Raw genomic sequence first — 26,107 nt, 5'->3', positions numbered from 1 at the left:
CCCCTTAATCCCCCCTTGATAAGGGGGGTGCCGATCCCCCCTTAATCCCCCCTTGATAAGGGGGGTGCCGATCCCCCCTTAATCCCCCCTTGATAAGGGGGGTGCCGATCCCCCCTTAATCCCCCCTTGATAAGGGGGGTATCTGATAATTTTTAACGCCTACCTACTTATCCCTGAAATTTCGTCAAAATCCCATAGATAGCCCAGATAGCCATGGCGCGTAAATAATGACAGGCGCGAAAAGTTCCCACCGATGTTATTGCTTCCGGGGTGCGAAATTGTAAGCCATTTTCATAGACTTGTTTCACCACCGCTTCTGTAATTTGCCATCCTTGCTTTTCCATTCCCATTTGTAGTAAAAAAGCCACCAACCCAAAATTAATTCCTACCCAAACTTCCAAGGGATGAGTTGCCTGGGGATTTTCGGGAGTACCATCGGGTTTTAACCCATTTGCCGCCCCAAATTTTCCCCCATGAAACTTGAGAAAACAAGCCTGATAAATCTTACCTAAAGCTGATTGCGTGTATTGATTTTCTACCACATCCGGTAAAGCCAATAAACGGGCATAAAATTGACCGCATAATTGGTCAGTCATCACCACATCGGAACCACTGCCACTATCTAAATTATAATATTCTCCATTCCAGAGAGTCTGATGATAAATAGCGCGAGATTGCTGTAACCAACTGGCAAAAATTGCCGTATCTTCTCCAATGATTTCGCCAATTTTAATCGTTGCTTCTAGGGCCGCTATCCACAAACCACCACAATAGGCACTAATTCCCTGTAAACGCCAATCATCAAAGGTTTGGTCTGGTGCGCCGGAATTTTCGGGAATCCCATCCTTATCAAGGTCAAAAGTTTTTAAATATTGCAAAGTCAGGACAATTGACGGCCAACATTCCCGCAGAAAATCCTCATCTTTAGCCCCCGTTAATAAATAATCCCGATAGACTAATAAAACAAAATCACTGCCTAAATCTTTCCAGAGATTACAATCTTGATAACTGGTGTAATTGCTCTTTTGCCAAGGGTGTTCATTGGGTGCGCCTAAATCGTGGGGAGTGGCATTTTTAGCCTTACGAATGGCACTAGCTTGGTTATATCCAATAATCCGAGGAGTGTCGTCACTGCTGGGAATTGCCCTCGCAAAAGCTTCCATGACGGCCTTTTCTAAGCGCGGCCATAACATCAATAACCCAAAGGAACCATAGAGACGCACATCCAGACTTTCATACCAACGATAATCAATACATTCTAACACTCCGAATTGACCGATCGCATCCTGTTCCGTGGCGGCCGTCCAGAGAGTACCGCCGTCCGTTAACAGGTATAATTCATTAAATAAAGCCATTTTAAACCAATCGGCCAGATCGCTGCGTTCTAGGATCGGTTTTTGCCAGTTAATAATATTTTCTCGCCATGTATCGCCGTGTTTTAAAGCCGTGCGTACCATCGCCCAAGCATTTTGACCATTGCGACCGAAAAAGTCCGTATAACGACGATAATAGTTAATTCCTTGGGCAAATTCGGTTACGGGTAAATCCCAAGCTAAAATAAAAGGAATTTTGCGAGTTTTCCCCGGACGAATGGTAAAACGAATCGCCATGGCCGTGGCCGTTTGTTCCCCTTTTTCGGCGGTGGTTTCGTCCTCAATATCCGGTAAAGAGCCATTCATGGCGAAATAGTCCCAAACTTCCCCCCCATCGCCAGCAGGGTTCCATTTACCCCGATAAAATACCTCTAGACTTGGATTAGTGATAGTGGCAATCGCCATCTGTCCATCCCCTTCCCCGGGGTTTTCGTAATCCCGACGCATTAGACAGCCAACGCGGAAATTATCGACAATCCATTGATTATAATTACCCTCACTTTCCCCCCATTTTGATTGATATTCATAGACGGGACTGCCATCATCTCTCACCTTAACCACTGGGGATTTAATCGCGTTAGTAAACCAACCGATTGTATTTTGCCAAGTCAGCATAATACTAATAGTAATCGGTTTATCGGTGGGATTATGAGCCGTCCATTCAAATAGGGCTATAGGATAACTACTTTCTTGATAATTATGCGCCCAAACTGGTGAGAATTGTTCACAAATTAATTGAGTCTGAAAAACATCTTTGTACTCGTACCAACTGCGGGGATAAAGGGCAGAATATGTTCCCTTTTCGGCTGGATACCACGACCAGCGCGATAATGTTCCATCCGTCGGGCTTTCCGTCGCCATAGCGTAGGCTTGGGTGCTTCCGTCTTCTGTTTGTTCAAAAATGCTAAATTGACAGGCGGCAAGGCTATTAAAACTGTGTTCACCGCCGTCCAGATGCCAGAGGTTAAAGTCACCTTTGGGGGAACGTCCGATGCAACCGGCCCCAAATCCCCCCAGAGGCATCCCATGCCAAGGACCATCATCTAAATTGCTGGCGTAACGGACGCTGTAGGGTTTTTCCCAACCTTTGCCTAGAGGACGTTTCCAAGCAGCGGCGGGAATTTCTGGAAGGGAGACGAGATTAAGCATAGATTTAAGTGGGAATTATGAATTATGAATTATGAATTAGGAATTGGGGATAAGGGAGAGGGGATAAGGGAGAGGGGATAAGGGATAAGGGAGATGGGAGAGGGGATAAGGGAGAGGGGAAAGGGGAAAAGAGAGAATAAATAAAAATAATATCCTGAATTCAGACTCTACCGAACCTGTCATGTAAAACTATCAACAACTCGTGCTTGTAAAGCTTGTATACTAAAGCTTTGAGTTTTTGTTAGATTGATATTTATCAACTTTAGAGCATTGCTGGGCAGAGAGGGAGCTTGAGGAATCTTCTACAGTGTAAGTTCGGAAGAACCATAATTCATAATTCATAATTCATAATTCATAATTCTGACTCCACCAAGAAACTTTTTTAGTAAACCCTAATTATTCGCTAAAGAGATAATTACTGCGATCGCTCACTGGCCAATCTTGATTTTCTCCACCGATAATTAAACGTTTAATATCGACAAAATCCTTACTTAATTGGGTCAAGGCATTGATTAAAATATCTAAAGCAATAAGATCGCTAGTACCAAGGTCAAACCAACAACGTCCCCAAGTACCTAAGTATTCAAAATCGGTCATATTGTGCATCGGTGACATAAAGGCATTTTCGGCCATATCTGGATCGTATTCCATATAACTAATATCGACTCCCACCTCCTGTACCTGTAGGTTTTCGGCATTGAAAGCCCCTAATTTACCCAAATAAAACCAAGAGGCAAAAACTTCTTCTACATATTGCTGTTCCATATTCGAGGGAACTGTCGAAAATTCCAGCCAAAACCAGACATCAAAAGGATTAAATTCGCGAAATTGTACTTCCATATTTTTTATAGGAGACAGGAGTAGTCACTGATAACTGATAACTGATTACTGATTACTGATTACTGATTACTATGCTGTAATTTCCAGAGAAAACTAGCGAGGAGATTGGTGATAATATGAGCGAGGATCGGGATTAATAAATTACCGGTGATGATGACGGTATAACCGAGGGCAAAACCGACAACAGTTGCCCAGATAACATAGGGCCATTGTTGGGAACCGCTAAAATGGAGGATACCAAAAATCAGACTAGAAACGGTTAAACCAAAGATATTTAAGCCCAAAGCTGGCAAAATCACCCCGCGAAATAATAATTCTTCACTTAACCCCGGCAGTAATCCAATCCAAATTAAATCGGGCCATGCTAAAGGTTTAATGACTAATTCTAAGTAAGCGTTAGCACTATGGCGATAACTAGGCCAAAAACCATAGAGAAGCCCACTAATTCCACTAATTGCCCCCGCTAAGGCTAATCCGAACAGGAAATCCGGGAGAGTCCAGCGAATGGCGGGAATAGCGATCGCACCGAAATATTGCCAAACTTTGGCGACTACCAGCAAGATAATCGCCGTTACCGCCATAATGGTGAGGACTTGTGTGCGTGTCAGGGGATCAAATTCGGGATTAGGGGAATTAGTCACGGATTCTCGGATAAACAGCGTAAAGAGTTTAAATTAGGGCGAAGAGATGCGAGGTTAACCCCTGCCCGTTGACAAACGATCGCACCGATCGCCTCCATATACGAGTGTACCCTAATTGCTTTCACCCCTAGGGGTTCTGGGGCCACCTTCATTCTTGTACTATTTTCCTGCACAGCAATCAGTACAGTTTTTTCTTGACAAAAACTTAGAACTGTGCTAGAGCCGCAGGCACTGGCGGGAACGATCAGCGCGTCCACCTCCCGGCTCCAAATAGCATCGGGACCGGGCTGCTTGACCAATTGGGGGGCGCGACTTAAACCCACCAAAACGCAGGGTAAAAAAGTATAACCGATTTCTTCGGCTGCGGCCTTGGGGGAAAGTTGCGGATCGAGGGGCAGCGGACTTAAAGCGGGAGCGTGGGCCGCCGGTATTTGGAATTGTCGCACCACCAGATGGGAAATTACCGCTTCGGCCCCGGCAAGGGGATCCACCCCCTGACCATGGCGATAATTAGCCAGGGCAATGCTATCGGGATCGTCGGGAAAACGGGCAACAATGGCGATCGCTTCCGCCCGGCCTTGCTTAATCAGTTTTTCTGCCCCCCGCAGCAAGCTGTCGGGATTGCCAATTGTTCCCCAACTGGCCCCGGAGGCTGCCTCTCGCAACTGCACATTTAAGGGGGCATCGGTGATAACGTAATCGGTGAGATCTAAGCCTAGGGTGGCCCGGACAGCATCGGCAGCCTGAAGGTGTCTTTGCAAGAGGTCAAATTCAATGGCGCGATCAAATAGTAACCCGATGCGATTTTGATGGACGGGACTTAATCCCCAATCCCCCCGGGCAAAACGATCTAAAGCGTAACCCTCTACATAATAGGTGTTGGCTAGGGGCCAGTACAGTTGGGCGCCATTAAGGACATTGGGATGGGTAATTAGGCGATCACAAACTTGAGCGATCGCTCTGGCCACGGGAATGCCATCCCCAGCATAACCGCCAATCGCTGCCCCGATGCCGGTGGGAATAATTAGTACGGCGGTATAGGGACGGGAATTCACGAGGCAGTGGTGACAATCGCTTCGACTTTGACTTGATTATTCTCGGTATCCACTTCTGTGATTGCCCAACGCAAGGGTTCACCGCGTTTGGCTAATTCTTTTTCGATTTCTTGCTGCAGTTGTTGCGGGGTTTCCTGTAGGTCGATTTCGGCACTAATAAAGTGAGTGGTCATGGGGATTGTCTGGGATAGTTATCCCCTCAGTTTATCAAGATTTTGCCCTCTTGCGCTGGTTTATCGGCTCTCTGGGTCAGGAACCACAAAGAGACAAAGGACACAAAGATCGATCGCCGCTATATAAGTTAAGGGACTTGCGCTTTGATAATGTACCTTTTGGGCGAACGCAGTTCGCCCCTACATTGTGGACAAAATCCGTTACTGTAGGGGCGCAAAGCTTGCGCCCTCCGATCGATTGGGATATTATTCCCACGCAAGTCCCTAAACTGATCACACAGACAATAAGAGAGCCAGATCCATTCTCGTACTATAATTGATACTAGGCTTTCCCCTAGAGATTATGATCGCAGTTCCCAACTACATCAGTCCCCAAGAATATCTCGCTATCGAGCGCCAGAGTCAGATCCGCCATGAATACCGACGTGGTTTGGTTTATGCGATGGCCGGCGGTACGGATAATCACGAGCGCATCGCCTTCAATTTTCTCAAAGTCATTGACGAACATTTCGGCGACTCTACAGACTGTCGGTTTCACTCGGGTAATGTCAAGGTTAACTATCAAGATCAGTTTTATTACTATCCCGATGCTTTTGTTACCTGCGATCCTCGCGATCGCCAAGATCGTTATCTGAAACGCTATCCGAAACTAATTGCGGAAGTGCTTTCCCCCAGTACGGCCGCTTTTGACAAGGGCGAAAAATTCCAAGATTATCAACAGATAGAAACTTTAGAAGAATATGTATTAATTTCCCAAGAAGTCCAGCGCGTGGAATGCCGTCGCCGTAATTCTCTGGGGATATGGGAAACGACTATTTACGAGACAGGCGATCGCGTGATCCTGTCAAGTATTAACCTAGATTTAGCCATCGCCGATCTCTACCGGGGAATAGATTAAAATGTGAACTACTCTCAAGGGAGTTGAGAGCTTGCTGCTTCAAATGGGAATGGATAGACCGCATTTAGTTTATTTGTACTAACTAGCTCGGCAATTTTCCAGCCATTGTTCTAAATCTTGTAGTGACTGAAAATCTAACAAAGCTTCTCCCAAGTTTTCTAACTGTTCTAGGTCAAGACTGCGAATATTGGGCAATAATTCGGGGGAAATGTCCCCTACACGCCGATTTAATTGACGTAAAACTAGGTTAGCTTCTCCTTCTTGTCGTCCCTCTTGTCGTCCCTCTTGTAAACCTTCCGACCAGATTTCTTGATAGATAACTGATTCTTTCATGATGTCCTTCCTTAATAATCGTTGGATGATGTCTTTCTTTAATACTAACCCGGCTAGAATTGCGGTAGATGCGGCCAGATTACTTTGTTCTCGACTATCGCTGATTTGCTCGATTTCTTGGGCAATTTGCCGCAGTAAGTTTTCTTGTTTCTCAGCTTGAGCGAGTATGGCAAAGGGAAACAGTCCGGGGGCCTTTAATAGGGGTTCCGAGGGTTGTTCCCACAGTCTAATCACTTCAAATTGATGAGAGGTTTTCCCTTGTTTATAATCATTCTGTCGGACTGTGGGGGAGTCACTTTTCCTTAGATAAATAGGGTGCATCTCAATTTTGGAGAAATATCAATATCACATTTTGGGCGCACGCGATGCGCCCCTACCATAATATTATTGTAGGGGCGAATTGCATTCGCCCTCTTTTAATAACTTCTGCTGATCACTACAAGTACGAGAGAGCCACAAATATGAGATGCACCCGATAAATAACCACTTGATGGATAGGTTTACGCGGATAGCGTCGATAGAGTCTGGTGGCATAATCTAGCATTCTATAGGGAATATCTTCTTTAGGGTCGGTTTGGAACTTTTTATCACCCTATCCCCAAAAATAACAAAAAGATGTTTATTCGGGAAAGGGTATATCTAAACTCATTTGTTGTCCTTGAGTTTCCCTTTGTTTTTCGGCAGCTTTCAGGACTTCAAAGGTGAGGATAACATCGAGACGTTTTTTCTGTTCAAGGATTTCTTGTACTGTCACAATCTCAATTTTATCGACACTTTGACTCCTATAGGGACTGCGATAAATTCCCGCAGATTTGGCTGTTTGGATCATATCTTTGCTGGGGGTTTTCAAGGTGATAAATATACCCAGGGCTGCCCCTTGTAGTGTCATGGTTCCCTGTAGATCTCTGATGTCTCCCGATTTGACATTACCGGATTTTACTTGAAAAATAATTTTCTCCCGATTGTCTTTATCTCCCTGAAAATAGGCAATAGCATCGATTCCTTTATCTGCCCCTTTTTTGTCATTAATCACAGCCCGGTTATTACTATAGGTTAAAACCGCCCATTTCTCAAATTCTTTGCGGGTACGATCATCGGGTTTAGTGGCTAATGCTTTCGCTGATTCTAGATCTTTGGGAATACCATTTAGTTCAATTTTATCTAAAACATTTTTACCAAAGGAGTCCTCTAATCGCTTTAACATTAAGCTAATACTCTGATAGGTTATATCAATTCCAATCCAGTTTCTTTCTAATCTCTCTGCTACAGCGATAGTCGTTCCACACCCACAATAGGCATCTAAAATCACATCTCCTTTATTACTACTTGCTTTGATTATTCTTTCTAGTAATGCCTCCGGTTTTTGTGTGGGATAACCCAGACGTTCTTTGTCCTGCGAATGAAGTGCAGGAACGTCGTACCATAGTGATTGAATAGGTACTCCTTGTCCTTCATCAAGATACTGTTTTTTCTGAGGAACATTACCCGGTTTTGTCTGAACAACTAAACCATTTTGTATCAGTTCATTCATTTTAGCTAGTGAATATCTCCAATATCTAGTTATCCCCATAACTTCATAGGATGGATTCCCTTTGGCTGCATCACCGGGGGCAGTCATGCTAATAAGTCGATATCTCCTACCAGTTTCAGGTTCTATATATTTATAGAATTTTTTGAGGTATTCTTCCGAATAATCAGCAAAAATGGGATTAAATTTATTATCTCTAGATTTAGAATAAAATAGTATAGTGTCAGTATTGCCATCAAATCTTGTGCTTCCTTGCCCAAAATTACCTTTAACTGTTTCCGCTCTTTTCCAAATAATCTCATTTTTAAAATCACCCCCCTGAGAGCAAAAAATAGTATCTAAAACTATTTTTAAATAATGACTAGCAGTAGGATCGCAGTGGAGATAAAAGCTACCGGTAGATTTTAAAACTCGATGGATTTCCACGATCCTCAGAGTCATACTCACCAGATAAGCGAGAAGACTGCCTTTACCTAAAACTTTGGTTAAACCGTCAATTAAATCGATAGTCTGACTGGTAAATTTACCCTGATAGTTGCTTTGAATTTCTTCTAAAGCTTCGTTAGCGTGATTATCCCATGTCCAGGTATCTACAAACGCTTGTGCTTGTGCTTGATCTTCCTTGCCTAAGTTGTTATAAATTTGGTTGTAATTGCGTTTAGAATTAAAGGGTGGATCGATATAACAAAGATCGATCGATTCATTTTTGATATATTTCCGCAGCACTTCTAGGTTATCACCGTAGTATAGTTTATTGACCATAGAGATTAAGGGGATTGACTGCATTCTCAATTGTATTATTATTCCCCCTTAAAGAGGACGAATGCAATCGCTCCAGAGAATAATATGATTGTACCAATAGTAGAAGCGCATCATGTGCGCCCAAAATTTAATTTTCTTAAGTTCATCTTGCCTGAAAATGAGGGGGTCGCAGGCAGGCACGGATTCCCATTATATAAATAAGTATATGTCAAGTGCTGGGATTTTGTCAAGAGGAATTAAGTAGCTGGTTATAATTAAATTAAAAATGGATTTTGCCTTTAATCACCCCTTGATCCCCCCTTAGTCCCCCCTTGATAACGGTAGGGTTGATTCATGAATCACCCCTACGATGAATCACCTACTCTGAATCAACCCTACTATGAATAATCAACCCTACTATGAATAATCAACCCTACCTTGATAAGGGGGGTTTGATCCCCCATTAGTCCCCCCTTGATAAGGGGGGTTTGATCCCCCATTAGTCCCCCCTTGATAAGGGGGGTAATCTGACAGTTTTTAACACCTAACTACTTAGCAATCCCCAACTAATCAAGGATTACTCAGGATACTGACCCGGACTTTTTCGCCATTTTGCAAAGGTTTACTACTATTAACGACGAAACGCTCCCCCGGTTCAAGTCCGGTGATAATTTCTACTTGACCGTCGAGCGCTTGACCGAGACGAACAGGACGTTTTTGCACTTGTGAGTTAGACTCGGAAAGGACAAAAATGGCCGAGGATTCCCCTTGACTGACAATTGCTGTTTCGGGGACAATCACCTGAGGGGCAGAATTATTATTAAACCGCACCCGGGCCAATAATCCCCCTTTAATTAAACCATCCCCATTGGGTAGAGTAATCTCCACGGGAATCCGCCGGGCCGTGCCTTGGCTGAGGGGAAAAATCCTGTTGATGCGACCGGAAAAATTTCTCTCACCGAAAGCATCAAGGCTGACATTAACCGTTTGTCCTAAATTAATCGTTTTTAAATCCAATTCCGATAATAATACTACTACCTTGACCTGTTGAAAATCACCAATTTTGAGGACTTCATCGCCGATACTGACTAAATCCCCCGGCTCTTTTAGTTTTTCGATAACTATCCCCGTCGCCGGTGATTTAAGAATAGCGTAGGCCTGACGTTGTTGTTCCTGAGCGATGACCGATTTTTGGGCGGCAATTCTGCCGATAATTGCCGCCACCACCTGTTCCTCCACTTTAATTCTCGATCTCGCGCTATTAACGGCTTTTAAAGCCACTGCCGCCGTGGTTTGGGCTGTTTCGCCCTGTTGCAGGGGAATCGCCCCTTCTAGGGCTAATTTTTGCAGGCGCTCGCCATCATTTTTGGCCTGTTGGTATTGTAGTTGTAGGCGCTCCACTTCAATTTCAGCGTTACTGACTTCAATTCTCGCCCGGGCTAATTCCGCTTCTAGGGCGGACAGGGCGGCTTTTTCTTGCCGGACAACGGTGGCAAGGAGACGATCATCAACATGAGCGAGGATTTGTCCTAATTGCACCTCATCTCCCACATCGACGGGGAGATTGAGTAACTGACCGGTGGCTTGCGATCGCAGAGAAACTACTTTTAAAGGTCGGGTAGTTCCCGTGTAATCGAGATTGCGTCCGATGGTTGCCAGTTTAGCGGTGGTGACGTTGACGGTAGTAGTACGGGCCGCTGGTGACGGTGGTTGGGTTTCGGTCCCGGGAGAACAACTCGCGCTTAAGGATAAAATAACCAGAGCGGAAAGGATAATCGGAGTCGATCCCATGGCGATAATCTTGCTAGAAAGCTGCTTTTGAGTCGATGGTCGCTTATTCCTCGTCCCAAGCTTCTACCGCTACCACTTCGCTGAGAGGGTCTTGCATGGAGAAACCGAAATCGAGCAACTCTTGCTTCCAGTATCCCCACTCATCTCCGTATAAAAGAGCCAGTTTCCAGATACTATCGCTAGGTTTGACTACTTTTGCATCTATCCACTTGCTAACCTTGCGTTGAAACTTCACCATCGGGTGAGCTACAGCTTGTTTGGTCATAAATTCAATTGCTATGAATACTTAGGATTTTGCGCTTCCCGACTAAACTAACTCAAGACTAAGACTTTTGCCATTACAAAGGAGCGAGAAGCGCGTTTATTAACTTACTTGTACACCAGATCCGTGGTTTTAGGCAAGTCTTTTTAGCCAAAAGTACGGTAATTACTACTATAGATTAGTATAACCGGAGGCCACAATCATGGAACCGATGCCTCGATCGGTGAAAATTTCCAGTAAAAGGGCGTGGGGAAGACGACCATCGATAATATGAGCGGCCTGAACTCCCTGGGCCAGCGATCGCACACAGCAGCCAACTTTGGGAATCATCCCGCCGGCAACGATGCCTTTTTCAATCAACTGCCGGGCCTGTTGGATATCCAATTTAGGCAATAAAGTGGAAGGATCCTTATAATTCTCTAAAATTCCGGCTGTATCGGTCATCAAAATCAGTTTAGCTGCCCCTAAAGCCGCCGCTATTTCTCCGGCTACCGTATCGGCATTGATATTATGAGCTTGGCCGGTTTCATCGGCGGCCACACTAGAAATCACGGGAATATAGCCACTATTGACCAAGGATTCGACGACGCTAGTATCGACACTGCTGACTTCTCCCACAAAACCAATGCCCTCTTTACCCACGGGACGGGCAGTGATCAGATTACCATCCTTACCGCATAATCCTACCGCTTTACCGCCAGCTTGATTGATCAAGGCCACAATTTCTTTATTGACGCGCCCCACTAGCACCATTTCTACCACATCCATGGTGGCGGCATCGGTGACGCGTAAACCGTCTTTAAATTGGGGTTCAATGCCTAATTTATCCAGCCAACTATTGATTTCTGGACCGCCGCCGTGGACAATAACGGGACGAACCCCCACACAGGAGAGAAAAACGATATCTCGCATGACCGTGTCTTTGATATCGCTGTTATTCATGGCCGCGCCACCGTATTTAACCACTACGGTGCGACCGCGAAATTCTTGAATATAGGGTAGGGCTTCGCTGAGGATTTTCACCCGTTGGGTATCGTTTTCGTGGATATTATTGTTCATGGGTTTTTTTACCTGTCTGATTCAGTGACCAGTTTAGCGGTTTCGGGTTTGGCAAAAACTGTTCACCTTGAACGGATTGCTAGAAAGTCTTAGAGTTGCCGAATTTTTCGACGCAACGGACAAAAATCTCGACTCCCATGGCTAACACCGATTCATCGAAATCAAAGCGGGGATGATGGTGGGGATAGGCTAATCCTAATTCGGGATTGGCAGACCCCAAGAAGAAATAACAGCCCGGTACTTCCTGTAAAAAGAAGGACATATCTTCCCCTCCCAGGGTTTGACATTCGGGAACGATTCCGGCCGGGGTTTCCACCACTTGTGCGGCGATTGCTCGCACTAATTCCGCCATCTGATCATGATTGATTACCGGGGGATACAATTGCCAGTAATCGAATTGATAACTAGCCCCCTGACTTTGGCAGATGCCCGCGATAATTTCTTCCATCCGTTGTCGGAAATAGCCCCCTAACTGGGGATTGAAATAGCGCACCGTGCCACTGAGATTAGCACTATCGGCGATCACGTTTCTGGCGGTTCCCGCCGCTAATTTACCCACAGTCACCACGGCGGCATCGAGGGGGTTAAGGTTGCGGGCGACGATGGTTTGCAAGGCGTTGACGATTTGGGCCGCCACCAGTAGTGAATCGACGGTTTGATGGGGAATTGCCCCGTGGCCGCCCCGGCCTTGAATCTGGAGATCGAAACATTCCACCGCCGCCATTAAAGGCCCATTTTTCACGCCCACTGTCCCTAAGGGCAGATTATTCCAGAGATGTAGGCCGATAATTCCGTCCACGTCGGGATTTTTCAGCACTCCCGCTTCGATCATCGGTTTCGCCCCCCCCGGCCCCTCTTCGGCGGGTTGGAAAATAATTTTTACTGTCCCCTTGACATCGTGACGGTTTTGTGCTAGGTAAACTGCTGTGCCGAGGGCGATGGCTGTGTGACCATCGTGACCACAGGCGTGCATCTGGCCGGGATGTTGGGAACGATAGGGGACTTGGTTTTCTTCGGCGATCGGTAGTGCATCCATATCGGCCCGCAGGGCTAAAACTGGCCCCGGTTGACTGCCTGCGATGGTGGCGACAATTCCGGTGCCGGCGATGCCGGTTTGATGGTCAATTCCATATTTAGTCAGGGTTTGACTGATTAAGGAGGCGGTGAGGTGTTCTTGAAAGCCTAGTTCTGGTTTTTGGTGTATTTGTCGGCGCCAGTGAACCAATTGCGGCTGCAGGCAACGAATAGCAAGGCGAATTTGAGGGCAATTTAAGCTATTAGGAACGGGAAAGGAGGAAATCATCGGGTTTGGGCGGCTAGATTTTTTGATCATTAGGGGTCGAGAAGATCGTCACCGACCTCCCCTCCCATTTAGAACCGTGCTTGAGATTTTCACCTCATACGGCTCCTCGTTTGACTGTTCCCTTGTTAAAGATACAGCTTGACTTCCTTTGGTTAACTGTGTATTATCTAGACTGACAAAATCTTCGTGGGATGTCAATCAAGATGGTTCTAGGCCTCCATAGGATGCCGATTGAAGCTATCCTTAGATACTATCCCTGAGTAGTAGTTAGCCCAACCTCTAATGATTGGGTTTAGTTTACTAATCAAGGCTGATTGAGGTTCTGTTTTATGTATTTTAATTACACCTTTAATCGCTTCTGTGTGGAGTTTAACTGCTTTTTGGCTAGGTTTAATATGGGTTAGGAATGTTTTGTTCCCGTGTCCAGTTTTACCTGCTTTGTGTTTTCCTGCTGGGTATTATCTGATGTTGAATCCTAAGAAATCAAAGCCTGGTTCTTCTGTTTTCCCATTATACTCAATAGACCTCGACCTAATATTATCTCAAGACCAAAAGTCTTTCTAGTTAAGGAATCTACCCGAATAAAAATTATTTTAATTACCTCATATTTTTTCAGTTAAATTGAATTAGCAACGATAGATATACATTCCAGCTATCGAACTATTTAGTTAGTACATAGACTAAAGGCAAGCTGTGACTCGGTTATAATTTTTGGAGATGTCTATTACACTGCTGTAAAATTACGATGGTTCAGGTCGGACACGGAACCCAGCCTAATCTTGGATGGTTGGCAGTGGTCACAATCTTGGCGTTAGGTTACACCTCGGAGCCTTCCGTTCCCCGCTTCAATTCCAGAGTTGTGATTTCTGAAACTGGGGGTGGCTATCGCCGTTACTCTCAACTTGTAAAGATTTATTACAAGTGTATTGACCTTGAGTCCCCTTTACTAAACGTCGGGACAGATAAACAGTTATAAGGTTGGTCAAGGTTGACCTTTTAGATTCAGTCAAGGGACTGAAGACCTTACTAGGCGGTTATTTTGGGGATTTAAACCCTATTTCATGCCCAAACGTTTCGCGCACTGAATTTACCGTTTAGCGGCAACAATGGCAAAAACGGTGGTATGGGGATCGTCTTTTAAAGTCACCCCTTCCGGCATTTTTAAATCACCCACGAGCAGGGATTGCCCCACACCGATCTCCGAAACGTCAAATTCGATCACTTCTGGGATATTATCAGCAGTACAGGAGACATTAACTTCGTTGACGAACTGTTCGATTAAACCGCCCTGTTTGGTTCCGATCGCTTCTCCCATGGCTTTAATGGGAACAACGATATCGAGCTTACCGTGGGCAGATACCGAGAAGAAACTGAGGTGATAGAGATTTCTTTTCCAGGGATGAGATTGTACCTCTTGGATCAAAGCTTTTCCTGTCCAAGGCATTTCGGGAACATTCACATCCACCAGGGTGTTATTTACCGAGGCTTTTTTCAGTAGAGTTAAGGCCGCTTTTTCAGGAACCACGAGGGAAACCGATTCCGTGCCGTTGTGGCCGTAGAGAACCGCTGGGATCAAACCCTGACGACGTAGGGCCCTGGGGTTAATATTTTCGGGTCTTTTTTGACATTCAACGCTAACTTGCATAGTTGACTAATCCTCTTTGACAATGATTTAAAATTCGTAATTATCCCAAGGTGAGCCATTTTCGTCCAAAAGAGCGCGTTTGGGTCCGTGAATGGGATCTTCAACGATAATAGTTTGGTCGCGACTAGCTCCTAGGGAGATAATCGCGATCGGTACTTCCATAATCGCCCCTAGGAATTTTAGATAATCGAGGGCCTGTTTAGGCAGCTCTTCCAGACTGCGACAATCACTGGTGGGTTGTTGCCACCCCGGCATCGTTCGGTAAATCGGTTGACAACGGGCGAATTCCCCGGCACTACTGGGTAAATGGCGACAGGTTTTGCCGTCCAATTGGTAGGCCACACAGACTTTGATTTCCTCTAGGGTATCGAGAACATCTAATTTGGTAATCGCTAGACAGTCTAAACCATTGATTCGCACCGCATAACGACCGATCACCGCGTCAAACCAACCACAGCGACGACGACGGCCGGTGGTGGTCCCGAATTCTGCCCCGCGATCACACAATAACTGCTCGATCTCCCCCTCTAATTCCGTGGGAAATGGACCTTCGCCTACCCTAGTGGTGTAAGCTTTGGCCACACCGATCACTCGATCGATTACCGTCGGACCGATACCAGAACCCACACAAGCACCCCCAGCGATCGGATTGGAGGAGGTAACGTAGGGATAGGTTCCGTGATCGAGGTCAAGTAGGGTGCCTTGGGCCCCTTCAAAAAGAATATTCTTACGCTTGCGGATTGCTTCGTAGATTTTTAGGGAACTATCGACCACATGGGGACGCAGTTTCTCGGCATATTCTAGATATTCCTCGATCACCGTCTTCGGATCTAAAGGCGGTAAGTTATATAACTTTTCTAAAATGACGTTTTTATAATTGGTCGTCCATTCTAGTTTTTGCCGCAGATTCTCGGTATTCATCAAGTCGATGACTCGAATGCCGATGCGCTCGGATTTGTCGGCATAGGTGGGGCCGATACCCCGTCCAGTGGTGCCGATTTTATATTTACCCCGTTTTTCCTCGGATGCTTGATCGAGCAGCCGATGATAGGGCATAGTGACATGAGCCGTTTGCGAGATATAGAGATTGTCGGTGGTAACATTGAGGGCGTGTAATTGCGCCATCTCTTTGAGTAACACCGAGGGATCTATGACTGTTCCTGAGCCGATTATACATTCCGTATCTGGGTAGAGAATCCCAGAGGGAATTAGATGGAGTTTGAACGTTTGCTCCTCGACGACGACGGTATGACCCGCATTTACGCCGCCTTGAGAACGCACCACCACATCCGCCGATCGACTCAGCAGATCCGTGATTTTTCCTTTTCCTTCGTCGCCCCACTGAGCGCCGATTACAATAACGTTAGCCAAGGTATTTTAGTCTAGCTAAAGTTCACACAAACTACTATTATCCCTCTTGGCGAATACAACTGTCAAGTTATCTCTCTTAGCTAATTGTGGGGAGAAGGCGAGGGGAAAACTCGCCTATTTTCAGGGTTTATTGACCTTCCCGACTGATTTGACGCTCGATAGTTTCGATAGCGGCATTTAATCCCGCTAGACGGGTTTCGAGGTCATCGCGCATCCATTTGAGGAATGTTAATTTACGCTCTTGACATTCTTGGCGGGAAGTGCTGCCACAAGTGTTGAAGAAGAAGGGAAACATAGACTAAGAGGCCTGCTATAACTCTACGTCTCCTATCTTGACGAAAATTTTTAAAAAAGTCTAACCGTTAAGTCGCCATAATAACCACAGACCTAACCCAAAACCGAAAAAGTTAGGCAGCCAGGCAGCTAGGAAGGGGGAGAGGGTGGCGGTTAGTCCTAAGCTGCCGACAAGGAAGTTTAAAAGATAATAGAGGAAAACAATGGCGACACTGAGACCGAAACTGGTTCCCCGACCGATTCTTTGCGGTAGAGAACCCAAGGCACAGCCGATGGTAGCAAAGACGATACAGACAAAGGGAAAGGCGATTTTTTGCTGGATTCGCACTTGAAAAAACCTGACTCTCTTATCATCGCCACTGAGTTTGAGCAGTTGCACATATTCGATCGCCTGTGGTATGTTCATCTCGTAGGGATCGCGGCTTTGACGAGCAAAATCGAAAGCAGAGCGAGATAAAGCGATTTTTTCGGTTTTAAAGGGGATAACTTGGCTATAGGAGGCGTTAGGGGGGGTTAATTCATAGATAATGCCGTTAAAAAAGTCCCAGACGTTATCGACGGCATTCCAACGGGCCGAATCGGCGATAATAATTTGATTTAATTCTTGTTTTAGCCAACGGATAACGGTGACGGTTTTCATCTTTTCCCCGTCAAATTGTTCGGCATAAAATAAACTTCTTAAATTGCGATTAATCGTACCATTTTCTAGGGTTTTTATTTCATAATCGGGATAATAAACATCTTTATTTTTCCAAAAACTTGCTTCTTTATTAATTTTCTGCACTAAAATTTCTGTGGCTCGATAATTAGCATTGGGAACCACATATTCATTTAATAAAAATGTCACAACTGTAACTATTAAACTCAGGCAAAAAGTGGGTATAAAAAGACGATAAAGAGTGACTCCACAGCTTTGCAGGGCAACGGTTTCGCTATCACTACTTAAACGACCGTAGGTGATTAAAGTGGCCAGCAAAAGAGAAACCGGCAGGGAATAAGTGACAAATTCTGGCACTTTTAACAGGAGAATTTCTAGGGCGGAAGCGAGGGGTAGATTGGCATCAACTACCTGATTAGCCAAATCGGAAAGATTGCCGATCGCTACTCCCAAAGAGGCAAATAAACCAACACTAAATAAAAATGGGGGTAGTAGTTGGCTGATCAGATAGCGATCAATGAGGGCAATACCTCCATTTACCCAGTAAGAAATCTTTTTCTTAATCATTGATTTTGGTTAACTCACTCCTCTTTCATCCCATTTCCTAACCCGCAGCCGTCTTGCCTATCCCTTCGGTTAGCCTATCATATTTTGTCTTTGACGAAAAACACCGCCAGAAGTTGTATGATTGCGGTGAGAGTGGACAGAAGTAAGGATTTGGGTAAGTGTAGATAATTTTTCTGTTCCTATTCCCCGATCATCCCCAGGTGAATTATGCTGCTAAACTGGCAAACTTTTACTATTCATAAACGAGTACCTTTAACGATTAGTCGCGGCACTACCAGCGAAAATACTAATATCTGGCTGAAAATTAGCCAGGAAAATATCGAAGGGTGGGGAGAGGCATCTCCTTTTGATATTACCAGCGAGGATAAAAAACCCGATAAAATCCTGCAAGAATTAAACTCGATCGCGCCTCTTTTACAATCTTTTCATCCCTGTCAACGCCAAGAAATTGAAAAAATTTTATGGCAAAATCAGATATCTTCGGCTACTCGTGCCGCTATTGACACGGCGCTGCACGACTGGTTAGGCAAAAAAGCTAATTTACCTCTCTGGCAAATTTTTGGACTCGATCGCTCTTTAATTCCGCCGGTTTCTGTTACTATCGGTTTAAATTCTCCGGAAAATGTGGGGAAGAGGGTGTTAGATTGGCTAGAAATCGGCGATTTTAGCTTATTAAAAGTCAAATTAGGCTCACCAGACGGTATAGAAGCCGATCGAGCTATAATTCTGGCTATTAAAGCAATTGTCCCCCATTTGCCCCTAACTGTCGATGCTAATGGGGGTTGGAAATTTAGCGATGCGGTGAAAATGTGCCAATGGTTAGAGGAAAAAGGCGTTATTTATGTGGAACAACCCCTATCCGTGGGACAAGAACGAGATTTAATCGATTTATACCAAAAATCGCCCCTACCTATCTTCGTCGATGAAAGCTGTTTTTCTAGTCAAGATATCCCGAAACTGGCCGATCGAGTCCACGGCATTAATATTAAACTAATGAAAGCTGGCGGATTAGCCGAAGTGCAGAGAATGATTCATATTGCCCAAGCTTGCCGACTGCAAATTATGTTCGGATGTTACTCTGATAGCAGTTTAGCCAATACTGCCCTAGCACATCTTGGCCCGCTTGTCAACTATCTTGACCTAGATAGTCATTTAAATTTACGCGATGATCCCTTTACGGGATTAAGCTTAGAAAAGGGACGTTTACAAACAAATAATTTGCCCGGTTTGGGTGTTAGTTTACGGATAAAAGATGACTAATTATTTGACTCCTGATAAGAAAGTAGCGATTCTTCTCCACGAAGGAATCAAAGGAACTCGCGGCAAAACCGGGTTAAGTTATCTGCGTTACGGAAAAGCGCAGGTAGTGGCGATTATTGACGCAGAAAGCGCCGGCAGTACCTTAAAAGAAGTGGCCGGAATCGATCGCCCCTTGCCGATTGTTGCTAATGTTAGGGAAGCTCTAACCTATCATCCCGATACCCTGTTAATTGGTATCGCACCCTCAGGAGGCATTTTACCCCCCGATTGGCTAGAAGAAATCAAAGAGGCGGTAAATGCGGGTTTATCTCTCGTTAATGGTCTCCATACACCCCTAAAACCCCTTTTTCCTCAGCTTAAACCGGATCAATGGATTTGGGATATCCGTCTGGAACCCCAAGGCTTAAAAATTGGGCAAGCGCGGGCGAAAAATTTAACCTGTCAGCGTATTTTAACGGTAGGGACGGACATGAGTGTGGGCAAAATGTCCACTAGCATCGAATTACACCGAGCAGCCCAAGAAAAAGGGCTAAAATCGCAATTTTTAGCCACTGGACAGGGGGGAATTATGATCGCGGGGAAGGGTGTACCCTTGGATGCAGTGCGCGTCGATTATGCTGCTGGTGCGATCGAGGCTTTGGTGTTAGAATCGGCAGAAAATAATGATATTCTGTTTATTGAGGGTCAAGGTTCTCTTTTGCACCCTGGATCCACCGCTACCTTGCCCTTAATGCGTGGCACTCAACCGACGGGGTTAATTCTCGTCCATCGCGCTGGACAAATTCATATCAAAGATTTACCCGATATTCTCATCCCTCCCCTAACGGAAGTGATTAAACTCTACGAAATGACTGCCAGCGCCGGGGGAAGTTTCGGGGAAGTGAAGGTAAAGGGGATTAGTTTAAATACTTTTCATCTTAGTCCGGAGGCGGCAGTTAAAGCTATAGAAACTGTGCAGGAGGAAACGGGGTTATTTTGTACCGATGTTGTCCGTTTTGGCGCTCAAGGGTTATTATCAGTGATCAGTAATCAGTAAACAGTGATCAATTCAATCATAGTCCATCACATAATTATACTAAATCCGTTTATTAAAGACTGATTATTTATTCCCCCTTTTGCATGAGCGCCTATCCTCATAAGTAGCCTATACTCAACGGATTTAGTATTACTACTTTCATCCCAGAAACATATCGAAATATATACCTAGAACTTTTATCTCATTCTAAACAATTTTACGAGAACGGATTAAATGTTCTCGAAGGTAATAAGCTCTTGATGAAGCTGTATCAATAATGGCGTTTAATAGTATAAAACAAGATTCATGGAGTTTTTTGGGCAAAGAACCCGTATTTTCACTGTGTAGAAAACGTTGAATCGCGATTTCTAGATAAAATGCGGTATTACTTGAGAGTAAATGAGTATTTTCTTTCTCTTTTTGATGCTTGGCTAAAATGGGCAGCCCTGATTCACGGAAGATAGCGGGAAAATGATACATTAATGAAGCTAGAGATTCAAATACATCGCAATTTTGTCCAGCATTTTTCACAAATTCTAGTATTAAGTCTTTGCCAAGGGCAATATCTTGATTTTCATAATCAATTCTCCGCCAATCTAAGTCAGCGTGTAACATTCCACGAATTAATTTACACTTATCACTTTTCTGTCGGTCAAAATTAGTATTAGCTAATTCGAGGGCAATATCTTGTACTGTTTGTGATAATTGATGCCAAAGTTGCCAGTATATTTCTATTTCTCCTTTTTTTTCAGCGACTACTGCAACATACAATAAAAGGGAATCAATAAAGCTTGGCATTTTTTCACACCCAATTCTCAACAAGTTAATATAGTCTTGAAAGTTGGAATCGTGCAAATGAAATAAATATTCTGCAAAACGCTTGCCAAAATCATAGGGCAACTCGTCGTCCATCTCATATCTATTATTATGTTGATGATCACGGTTATTTTTTTCTTGCTCATATTCAAAGAAAAGATTTAATATTCTAGACAAGAATAGAATATGGCTAGATTCTCTTGAGCCATCTGGAATCATTAAGCAAGGGCTTAAAAGATACCAAGAGCTATGAGATTGAAAAGTAATTGCTTCAATATTATTTGATAGCTTACCTTGAAGAAATTGTTTTGTAAATTTATTTTTTTTGGTTAATAATTTATTTAATTCATCGCTTATACTCTTGCCCTCGCTTTTTAAAATAGATAATCGTCTTTTTAAAGCCAAATTTTCTTGTTTATGTTCAAAATGGGCATACTCAATTGCTCCTATTAAACACTTTTGAGCAAATTCAGAATCTCTTTGCCATAAGTATTTTCTAATTCCTTCGGCAGCTTGATGTCTGACGTTCTGATTAACGTGAGTTAAGGCGATAATAATAACTTGCTTTAATCTTAATCTATCCTCATCTGTTGATATAAAATCAAATAAGAGAGGGAGAATAGATGCAGCTGATGCTGAACCATCGTAGTCTGTTTCATCCCATATTAAAATGTCATTTTCTGTATTAGCATTGGCTACAGCGGCTTTAACAATTATCTCAATACACCAGTTAAGATCAGATTCATTTAATTCTTGATGATAATCTCTAATGAAAATTGATGCAGAAGTGACAACTGCACCATATTTTATTATGGTAGAATCATTTGCTTGCCCAGATTTTAACTGTTCATCCCAATATTTTGCTTCAGACAATGCTTCTTGCCATGTTGAAAAGTAATTAGTTTTAAGGGGTTCATTTCTCATTTTATTATCTGACCATAATTTCAGGATACAGAAACGATTCATCTTTTGACTTCTTTCTAAAGCTTCTTGTTGAAAGTCTTTTAAATCTGGTTCTAAATCTGGAGATTCGACTATTATTTGATTATTTTCATAATCAGGAGTCAATTTCCAGTTGCGGCTATCAATTCTATGAAGAAAAAAACGCATGGTTTCATCTTTTGGTTCAGATTTATATAACTTATCAACAATTGCTAAGGCATCATTTCTCCATTCAGAAAGTTGAAGACTTATAATCAACATTTCTAAATTATTTTTTCGCCAAGGACGTAAAGCTGCAATACGCCTTTCTTCTGCATAAAATTTAGATAGTGTATCTATTGTAAAAGGATCATAATGCCAGTTAATTTCACTGCCTTCACGAACGGTTCTTCTTCTATCTAGATGATAAAGTTTAGCATTTTGTAATAAAGGCAATGCTGCTTTTCCTACTTTTTTAGGGAATCCTGTTGCTACGGAAGCTAATACTGCTGTTGGCATGACAGAGTTGCTATTTCTTAAAATATAATCGAATAACCGATCTATTTGTTGATATTCAAGGTTTTCTGCAAAGTCAATCAGCCAATTTTCAAGTGCCATTAAAGCTGATTGTAATAAGTTAGGAACTACAGAGAAACCACGATATGCAAGCCATAACCTTTCAGAACAGTATTGTTCTATTTTCGAGCCATCATTTAGTTCTATTTCTATTGTTTTAATGAGTGGCTGAGAATATCCGACTTTTAAATAACTCGATTTACTTAGAGAATCTAAATCTGAGTGAGCATATTTATTAGCAGAGATATTGAGCAAGTTAAGAATGAAATCTAGACTTTGTTGCCAATGAGAATGTAATAGATATTTGAAGGGGCCTTTAGCTCCACTAGCAGGTGAAAATTTATCCTCATAAAGCCCAAAACATTCGTCAACATCGATGCCTCTATAAGAAAATATACGATCTTCATCATCTTCATTATTTTCTTTTATAAACCATTTATCGTAAGCTAACCTAATTAGAAATTCAGGAGCATATTTAGAAAAGAAAGCTGTCTCAATTCCCAGAAAAGACATTTTACAAAAATTGTCAACATAGTAAAGCTTTCGGTTACTCTGTTCTTGTTGAGAAATAAACAAGTCAGTTTCTAAAAGCTTCAAAAACTCTTGACGAATGGCAGGAATTGTTTTAATAATAAGACTCAATATTTTTTTACGATTATTATCATTTCTATTTCCATAAACACTTTTAAAATTATCTAATAAATAAAGAGCAAGTAATCCTACTTCACGGGCTGATGGTGGTAATTCTTCGTTAATATTTAAGATGGATGACCACTCATCTAATACGGCTACTACATGAGATAATAAATCGGTTGATAAAAGTTTTATATTTTCATATAAAAATTTAGTCATTATCTCCCAAGCTTTTCCATGAGGCTGAAGATCTAAAATATCTAGTGATGCTGATTGATTATTCTCTTGAATTTTGTGAGGTATTTTACACGCAATACGAAGAATAAAGCAGAAACGTTTTAAGAGTTCTCCATTTTCTGTAAACAGCTGCTTTTTTAATTTTCTCAAAAACTTATCTGGATTATCTCCTTGAAGGACGGCGGAAATTGTCTCATCTTGCCAACATCGTTGAATATTTTTACTATTTAGAATATCATAGACAAAATCATCAATATTGTCGCCATCTTTTAATTTTTGATGAAGCCATAAACGAAAGGCTCGATTCATAGCAGGTTCATGACCAACATTCTTAAGAAACATTTGTATATTATCTAAATCTTCTTGATAAATTTCTTCGATATATTGTTCAATTGCCCAATCTTCTAAAATATCATGGGCGAGACTAACAAGATTTTTAGGATCACGACAAATTAAATTATCTTCTTCTAGTTTAGCTAAAGCTTCACTATCAAATTCATTTACCAGAATACCAGAAAGCATTTTTTTAGCTCGTTTAACGGCAATTTCTATAAATATTTTTCTTCGTTTTAAATGAATTCCATCTTTTCTTTCGTGTTCTTTGGCAATGACATTTTGCCAAACTGCAGCACGAAATTCTTTTTCTCCATCTTCGGGAGTAAATTCTTTTCCTGTTTCTAGCACTCTGTAGGCTAAGTCAGCATAAAATGGGCATTTGATTAAGTCTTTTAAGGTATGATTGTTAGACAAGGTTTTTAAAGATTGAATTTGCTCCGATAGTTGTTGTATCTCATCATCATTAAATCCTTTTATGTTTAAGGTTTCAAAATTAATTTTGTTAGGTTGAAGATAAGTAAAGATTATTTGATTATAAGCATAATTACGTCCAGTGGTAATAATCGTCCATCCTTGTTGTTTATTAATGAAATAAAGTAAATTAGTGAAGGCAGTTTTATTTTCCAATTCAAGAAGTTTTTCTAATGACTCTATGATTAAATATTTCTTGGGTATGATAGCAAAATTTTCTCCTAAATCTTGCAGTGAACTCTTTAATCCTATGGCAGAAAATACGCCATTAATATGAGATTGATCTAAGTCATTGGTGCGTAAACAAAAAGTAGGAATATCCTGTTTAATCTGGTTAGCAAATTCTTTAATGAGACTAGATTTGCCTGAACCACGCTCACCCGTAACGAACACAAAATTAGTCGTTTTAGTGAGGCTAATTAATTGATTTAATATATCAGGTCTTTTGATATGAATGCCATTAATGGTAGATTTTATTTCATTTTCTAAAATGTAATTCCCATGTTCCTCAAGTTTACGGATATCTGATTCTACATTGAAAGAATTAATTACTTGTTGTAAAACCTCTTGTAATTGTTCTGGATTAACGTCATTTAAGAAAATGCCAATATTAGCAATTCCCCCTGTTACTAGGGTTTGAAAAGCTTTTGTATCGCCTTGATTAATTTGAGTTAGACGAGAATCATTTTTTATCGCCTCAATCAATTGTGAATTAGTCTTAATTTTGGCTTCTACCAGTGCGATGAGTTCAGCGGAATCTGCTTGGGGATTATTTTGCAGAATTTCGGCTATAATTTGGCAAAGTTGGGTAATTAAGTCACTCATAAGTAATAAGTAGCTGGTTATAATTAAATTAAAAATGGATTTTAGGTTCGATCCCCCCTGCCCCCCTTGATAAGGGGGGTGCCGATAGGCGGGGAGATCTGAAAGTTTTTAATACCTATCTACTTAGGAGAAAATTAACTTCTTAGTTGGAATAGGCAAGAGGTGGTTAGATATGTATAATTAATTGTGTCTAGCTACATAAATCATCGGTCTTAATTTAGTTTTTAGGAGTTTGCGCTTGATTAATATGAATTTCTCCAATGTAAGCTGTTCCTCCTTCAACTTTTGTCTGCCAACCTTTGGCATTATCAGAATTATTTTGAACCATACTACTATTATCTTGAATTTTCCCCGCTTGGATAGTCTCAGCTAAAACTCGTAATTCCTCGGCAAAATCAAGATCTTCATCTAACACCACATCGAGATTTTTTGTAATCGTTTCAATCACCGTACTATCTCCATTTTCTACCTTAGCTAATGCCTCATCCACCTTAGCTGATTTTCCTGTTAATCGGGTTTTGATTTTTTCCCACAATATAGGGATTTTAGAAATTGCTTCAGTGGTAAAACGTTTAGCCAGTTCTCCGGTGCCAGACTTGATAAATGGCTGTACTGCTAAAGTGACGAATAAACTTGTGGTTAAGGGATCATTCATGATTCAGCCCTCATTTTAGCTTTCATAATTTTATTCTGCCTTATTTTTGTCGATCAGTCACAGTCCATGACACAATCACAGCAATCACAGTCAAGACGGCATGGGAGAGGAAATACCACTAATGATCCGTGTTATCGTAAAAATGGGGATAGATGGGGGGGTTGGTCTTGCAAAATCGGCAAATAGGGATAAAATCAAAACAAGTTAATTTTTTCCTTACCATATCATGTTAACCCCATCGGATAGTAAATTATCTAAGCAGCAGCAGATTCTCTCGGCTGTTTCCGAAGAGGAACAGCTTAAACAGCAACGGATTCAGGAAGTGCTATTGTTAATAGATAGTTTATTCCAAAGAGAGGAAACGACTTTTAGAATTATCATCGACTGTCTTTACGATGTGGGTTCGTTAAATTTAATTAATAAAAAGTTTCATCGTCGTTACTTAAATTTTATTATGAAAGCGATCGCTCGTTTTTCTAAGCCTATATTCAGAATTTATGCTCTCTATTGGGTGAAAAAAAATAGCCCGAAATTAATTACTAATTGGTTGGCTAGTAAGGTTAAATTCTAGATCGATCCCCCCTTAATCCCCCCTTGATAAGGGGGGTGCCGATCCCCCCTTAATCCCCCCTTGATAAGGGGGGTGCCGATCCCCCCTTAATCCCCCCTTGATAAGGGGGG

Annotated in this window: 20 protein-coding genes and 2 pseudogenes; 4 read left to right on the top strand and 18 right to left on the bottom strand. The window is 42.5% G+C overall.

The features are described 5' to 3' along the window. Nucleotides 1-167: 167 nt before the first annotated feature. From IM450_RS21130 to IM450_RS21110, 5 genes are all read right to left on the bottom strand, one after another. Entirely contained in the window at nucleotides 168-2,522 is a 2,355-nt protein-coding gene (locus IM450_RS21130; RefSeq protein ID WP_287664865.1) for a GH116 family glycosyl hydrolase, read from the bottom strand. 396 nt (nucleotides 2,523-2,918) lie between these two features. Further along, nucleotides 2,919-3,362: a DUF3531 family protein gene (locus tag IM450_RS21125; protein WP_002749339.1), complete on the bottom strand. Its 444-nt coding sequence runs from the start codon at nucleotides 3,360-3,362 to the stop codon at nucleotides 2,919-2,921. 59 nt (nucleotides 3,363-3,421) lie between these two features. Further along, on the bottom strand, nucleotides 3,422-4,003 hold the full coding sequence (locus IM450_RS21120; protein WP_287168944.1) for a CPBP family intramembrane glutamic endopeptidase: 582 nt from the start codon (nucleotides 4,001-4,003) through the stop codon (nucleotides 3,422-3,424). Further along, nucleotides 4,000-5,058 (bottom strand): DUF3326 domain-containing protein, encoded by a 1,059-nt coding sequence (locus IM450_RS21115; RefSeq protein WP_287664868.1) that lies wholly within the window; start codon nucleotides 5,056-5,058, stop codon nucleotides 4,000-4,002. Before IM450_RS21115 ends, IM450_RS21120 begins: the two co-directional genes overlap by 4 nt. Beyond that, the gene (locus IM450_RS21110; protein WP_002734354.1) at nucleotides 5,055-5,231 is read right to left on the bottom strand and encodes a hypothetical protein; all 177 of its coding nucleotides are present in this window, start codon (nucleotides 5,229-5,231) and stop codon (nucleotides 5,055-5,057) included. Before IM450_RS21110 ends, IM450_RS21115 begins: the two co-directional genes overlap by 4 nt. A gap of 343 nt (nucleotides 5,232-5,574) precedes the next feature. On the opposite strand from IM450_RS21110, the gene IM450_RS21105 reads away from it, so the two are divergent. Further along, complete coding sequence (locus IM450_RS21105) at nucleotides 5,575-6,129, top strand: Uma2 family endonuclease (RefSeq protein WP_002782643.1); 555 nt, start codon at nucleotides 5,575-5,577, stop codon at nucleotides 6,127-6,129. 78 nt (nucleotides 6,130-6,207) lie between these two features. Here IM450_RS21105 and IM450_RS21100 read toward each other — a convergent pair. The 11 genes and pseudogenes from IM450_RS21100 to IM450_RS21050 all read right to left on the bottom strand — a co-directional run. Next, nucleotides 6,208-6,774, bottom strand: a pseudogene (locus tag IM450_RS21100) (Rpn family recombination-promoting nuclease/putative transposase); the annotation flags it as partial. 307 nt (nucleotides 6,775-7,081) lie between these two features. Continuing rightward, nucleotides 7,082-8,752: a DNA methyltransferase gene (locus IM450_RS21095; RefSeq protein ID WP_287664874.1), complete on the bottom strand. Its 1,671-nt coding sequence runs from the start codon at nucleotides 8,750-8,752 to the stop codon at nucleotides 7,082-7,084. Between the two features lie 549 nt (nucleotides 8,753-9,301). Then, nucleotides 9,302-10,522 (bottom strand): efflux RND transporter periplasmic adaptor subunit, encoded by a 1,221-nt coding sequence (locus tag IM450_RS21090; RefSeq protein WP_002802411.1) that lies wholly within the window; start codon nucleotides 10,520-10,522, stop codon nucleotides 9,302-9,304. A 43-nt stretch (nucleotides 10,523-10,565) separates the two neighbouring features. After that, a complete protein-coding gene (locus IM450_RS21085) occupies nucleotides 10,566-10,787 on the bottom strand; it encodes a DUF4327 family protein (protein WP_002759020.1) in 222 nt (73 codons plus the stop codon). Nucleotides 10,788-10,955: 168 nt separating this feature from the next. Then, entirely contained in the window at nucleotides 10,956-11,843 is an 888-nt protein-coding gene (argB, locus tag IM450_RS21080) for an acetylglutamate kinase (RefSeq protein WP_287664877.1), read from the bottom strand. Nucleotides 11,844-11,922: 79 nt separating this feature from the next. Continuing rightward, nucleotides 11,923-13,146: a M20 family metallopeptidase gene (locus IM450_RS21075; protein WP_002802400.1), complete on the bottom strand. Its 1,224-nt coding sequence runs from the start codon at nucleotides 13,144-13,146 to the stop codon at nucleotides 11,923-11,925. A 227-nt stretch (nucleotides 13,147-13,373) separates the two neighbouring features. Then, nucleotides 13,374-13,667 (bottom strand): annotated as a pseudogene (locus IM450_RS21070) (group II intron maturase-specific domain-containing protein); the annotation flags it as partial. Nucleotides 13,668-14,233: 566 nt separating this feature from the next. Further along, on the bottom strand, nucleotides 14,234-14,791 hold the full coding sequence (locus IM450_RS21065) for a 50S ribosomal protein L25/general stress protein Ctc (RefSeq protein ID WP_002802399.1): 558 nt from the start codon (nucleotides 14,789-14,791) through the stop codon (nucleotides 14,234-14,236). Between the two features lie 27 nt (nucleotides 14,792-14,818). Then, nucleotides 14,819-16,162, bottom strand: coding sequence for an adenylosuccinate synthase (locus tag IM450_RS21060; protein WP_002802397.1), 1,344 nt, complete (start codon nucleotides 16,160-16,162; stop codon nucleotides 14,819-14,821). Nucleotides 16,163-16,289: 127 nt separating this feature from the next. Next, complete coding sequence (locus IM450_RS21055) at nucleotides 16,290-16,457, bottom strand: hypothetical protein (RefSeq protein ID WP_002759244.1); 168 nt, start codon at nucleotides 16,455-16,457, stop codon at nucleotides 16,290-16,292. 60 nt (nucleotides 16,458-16,517) lie between these two features. Next, entirely contained in the window at nucleotides 16,518-17,681 is a 1,164-nt protein-coding gene (locus tag IM450_RS21050) for an LptF/LptG family permease (RefSeq protein WP_002802394.1), read from the bottom strand. A 207-nt stretch (nucleotides 17,682-17,888) separates the two neighbouring features. Between IM450_RS21050 and IM450_RS21045 the strand changes: the two genes are divergently transcribed. Further along, nucleotides 17,889-18,941 (top strand): dipeptide epimerase, encoded by a 1,053-nt coding sequence (locus IM450_RS21045; RefSeq protein WP_287664884.1) that lies wholly within the window; start codon nucleotides 17,889-17,891, stop codon nucleotides 18,939-18,941. Continuing rightward, nucleotides 18,934-19,977, top strand: a complete 1,044-nt coding sequence (locus tag IM450_RS21040) for a DUF1611 domain-containing protein (RefSeq protein WP_287664887.1) — start codon at nucleotides 18,934-18,936, stop codon at nucleotides 19,975-19,977. The genes IM450_RS21045 and IM450_RS21040 overlap by 8 nt, the downstream gene beginning before the upstream one ends. Before the next feature lie 186 nt (nucleotides 19,978-20,163). Here IM450_RS21040 and IM450_RS21035 read toward each other — a convergent pair whose 3' ends face one another. After that, the gene (locus IM450_RS21035) at nucleotides 20,164-24,771 is read right to left on the bottom strand and encodes an ATP-binding protein (protein ID WP_287664890.1); all 4,608 of its coding nucleotides are present in this window, start codon (nucleotides 24,769-24,771) and stop codon (nucleotides 20,164-20,166) included. Nucleotides 24,772-24,988: 217 nt separating this feature from the next. Further along, nucleotides 24,989-25,426 (bottom strand): hypothetical protein, encoded by a 438-nt coding sequence (locus IM450_RS21030; RefSeq protein ID WP_271947521.1) that lies wholly within the window; start codon nucleotides 25,424-25,426, stop codon nucleotides 24,989-24,991. Nucleotides 25,427-25,652: 226 nt separating this feature from the next. Here IM450_RS21030 and IM450_RS21025 point away from each other — a divergent pair, with 226 nt between their 5' ends. Next, nucleotides 25,653-25,997 (top strand): hypothetical protein, encoded by a 345-nt coding sequence (locus IM450_RS21025; protein ID WP_002781516.1) that lies wholly within the window; start codon nucleotides 25,653-25,655, stop codon nucleotides 25,995-25,997. The last annotated feature ends 110 nt before the right edge of the window (nucleotides 25,998-26,107 follow it).

The sequence above is a fragment of the Microcystis sp. M083S1 genome (assembly GCF_020246405.1).
Classification (GTDB): Bacteria; Cyanobacteriota; Cyanobacteriia; order Cyanobacteriales; family Microcystaceae; genus Microcystis; species Microcystis aeruginosa_C.
This window is presented reverse-complemented; position numbering and strand designations above follow the sequence as displayed.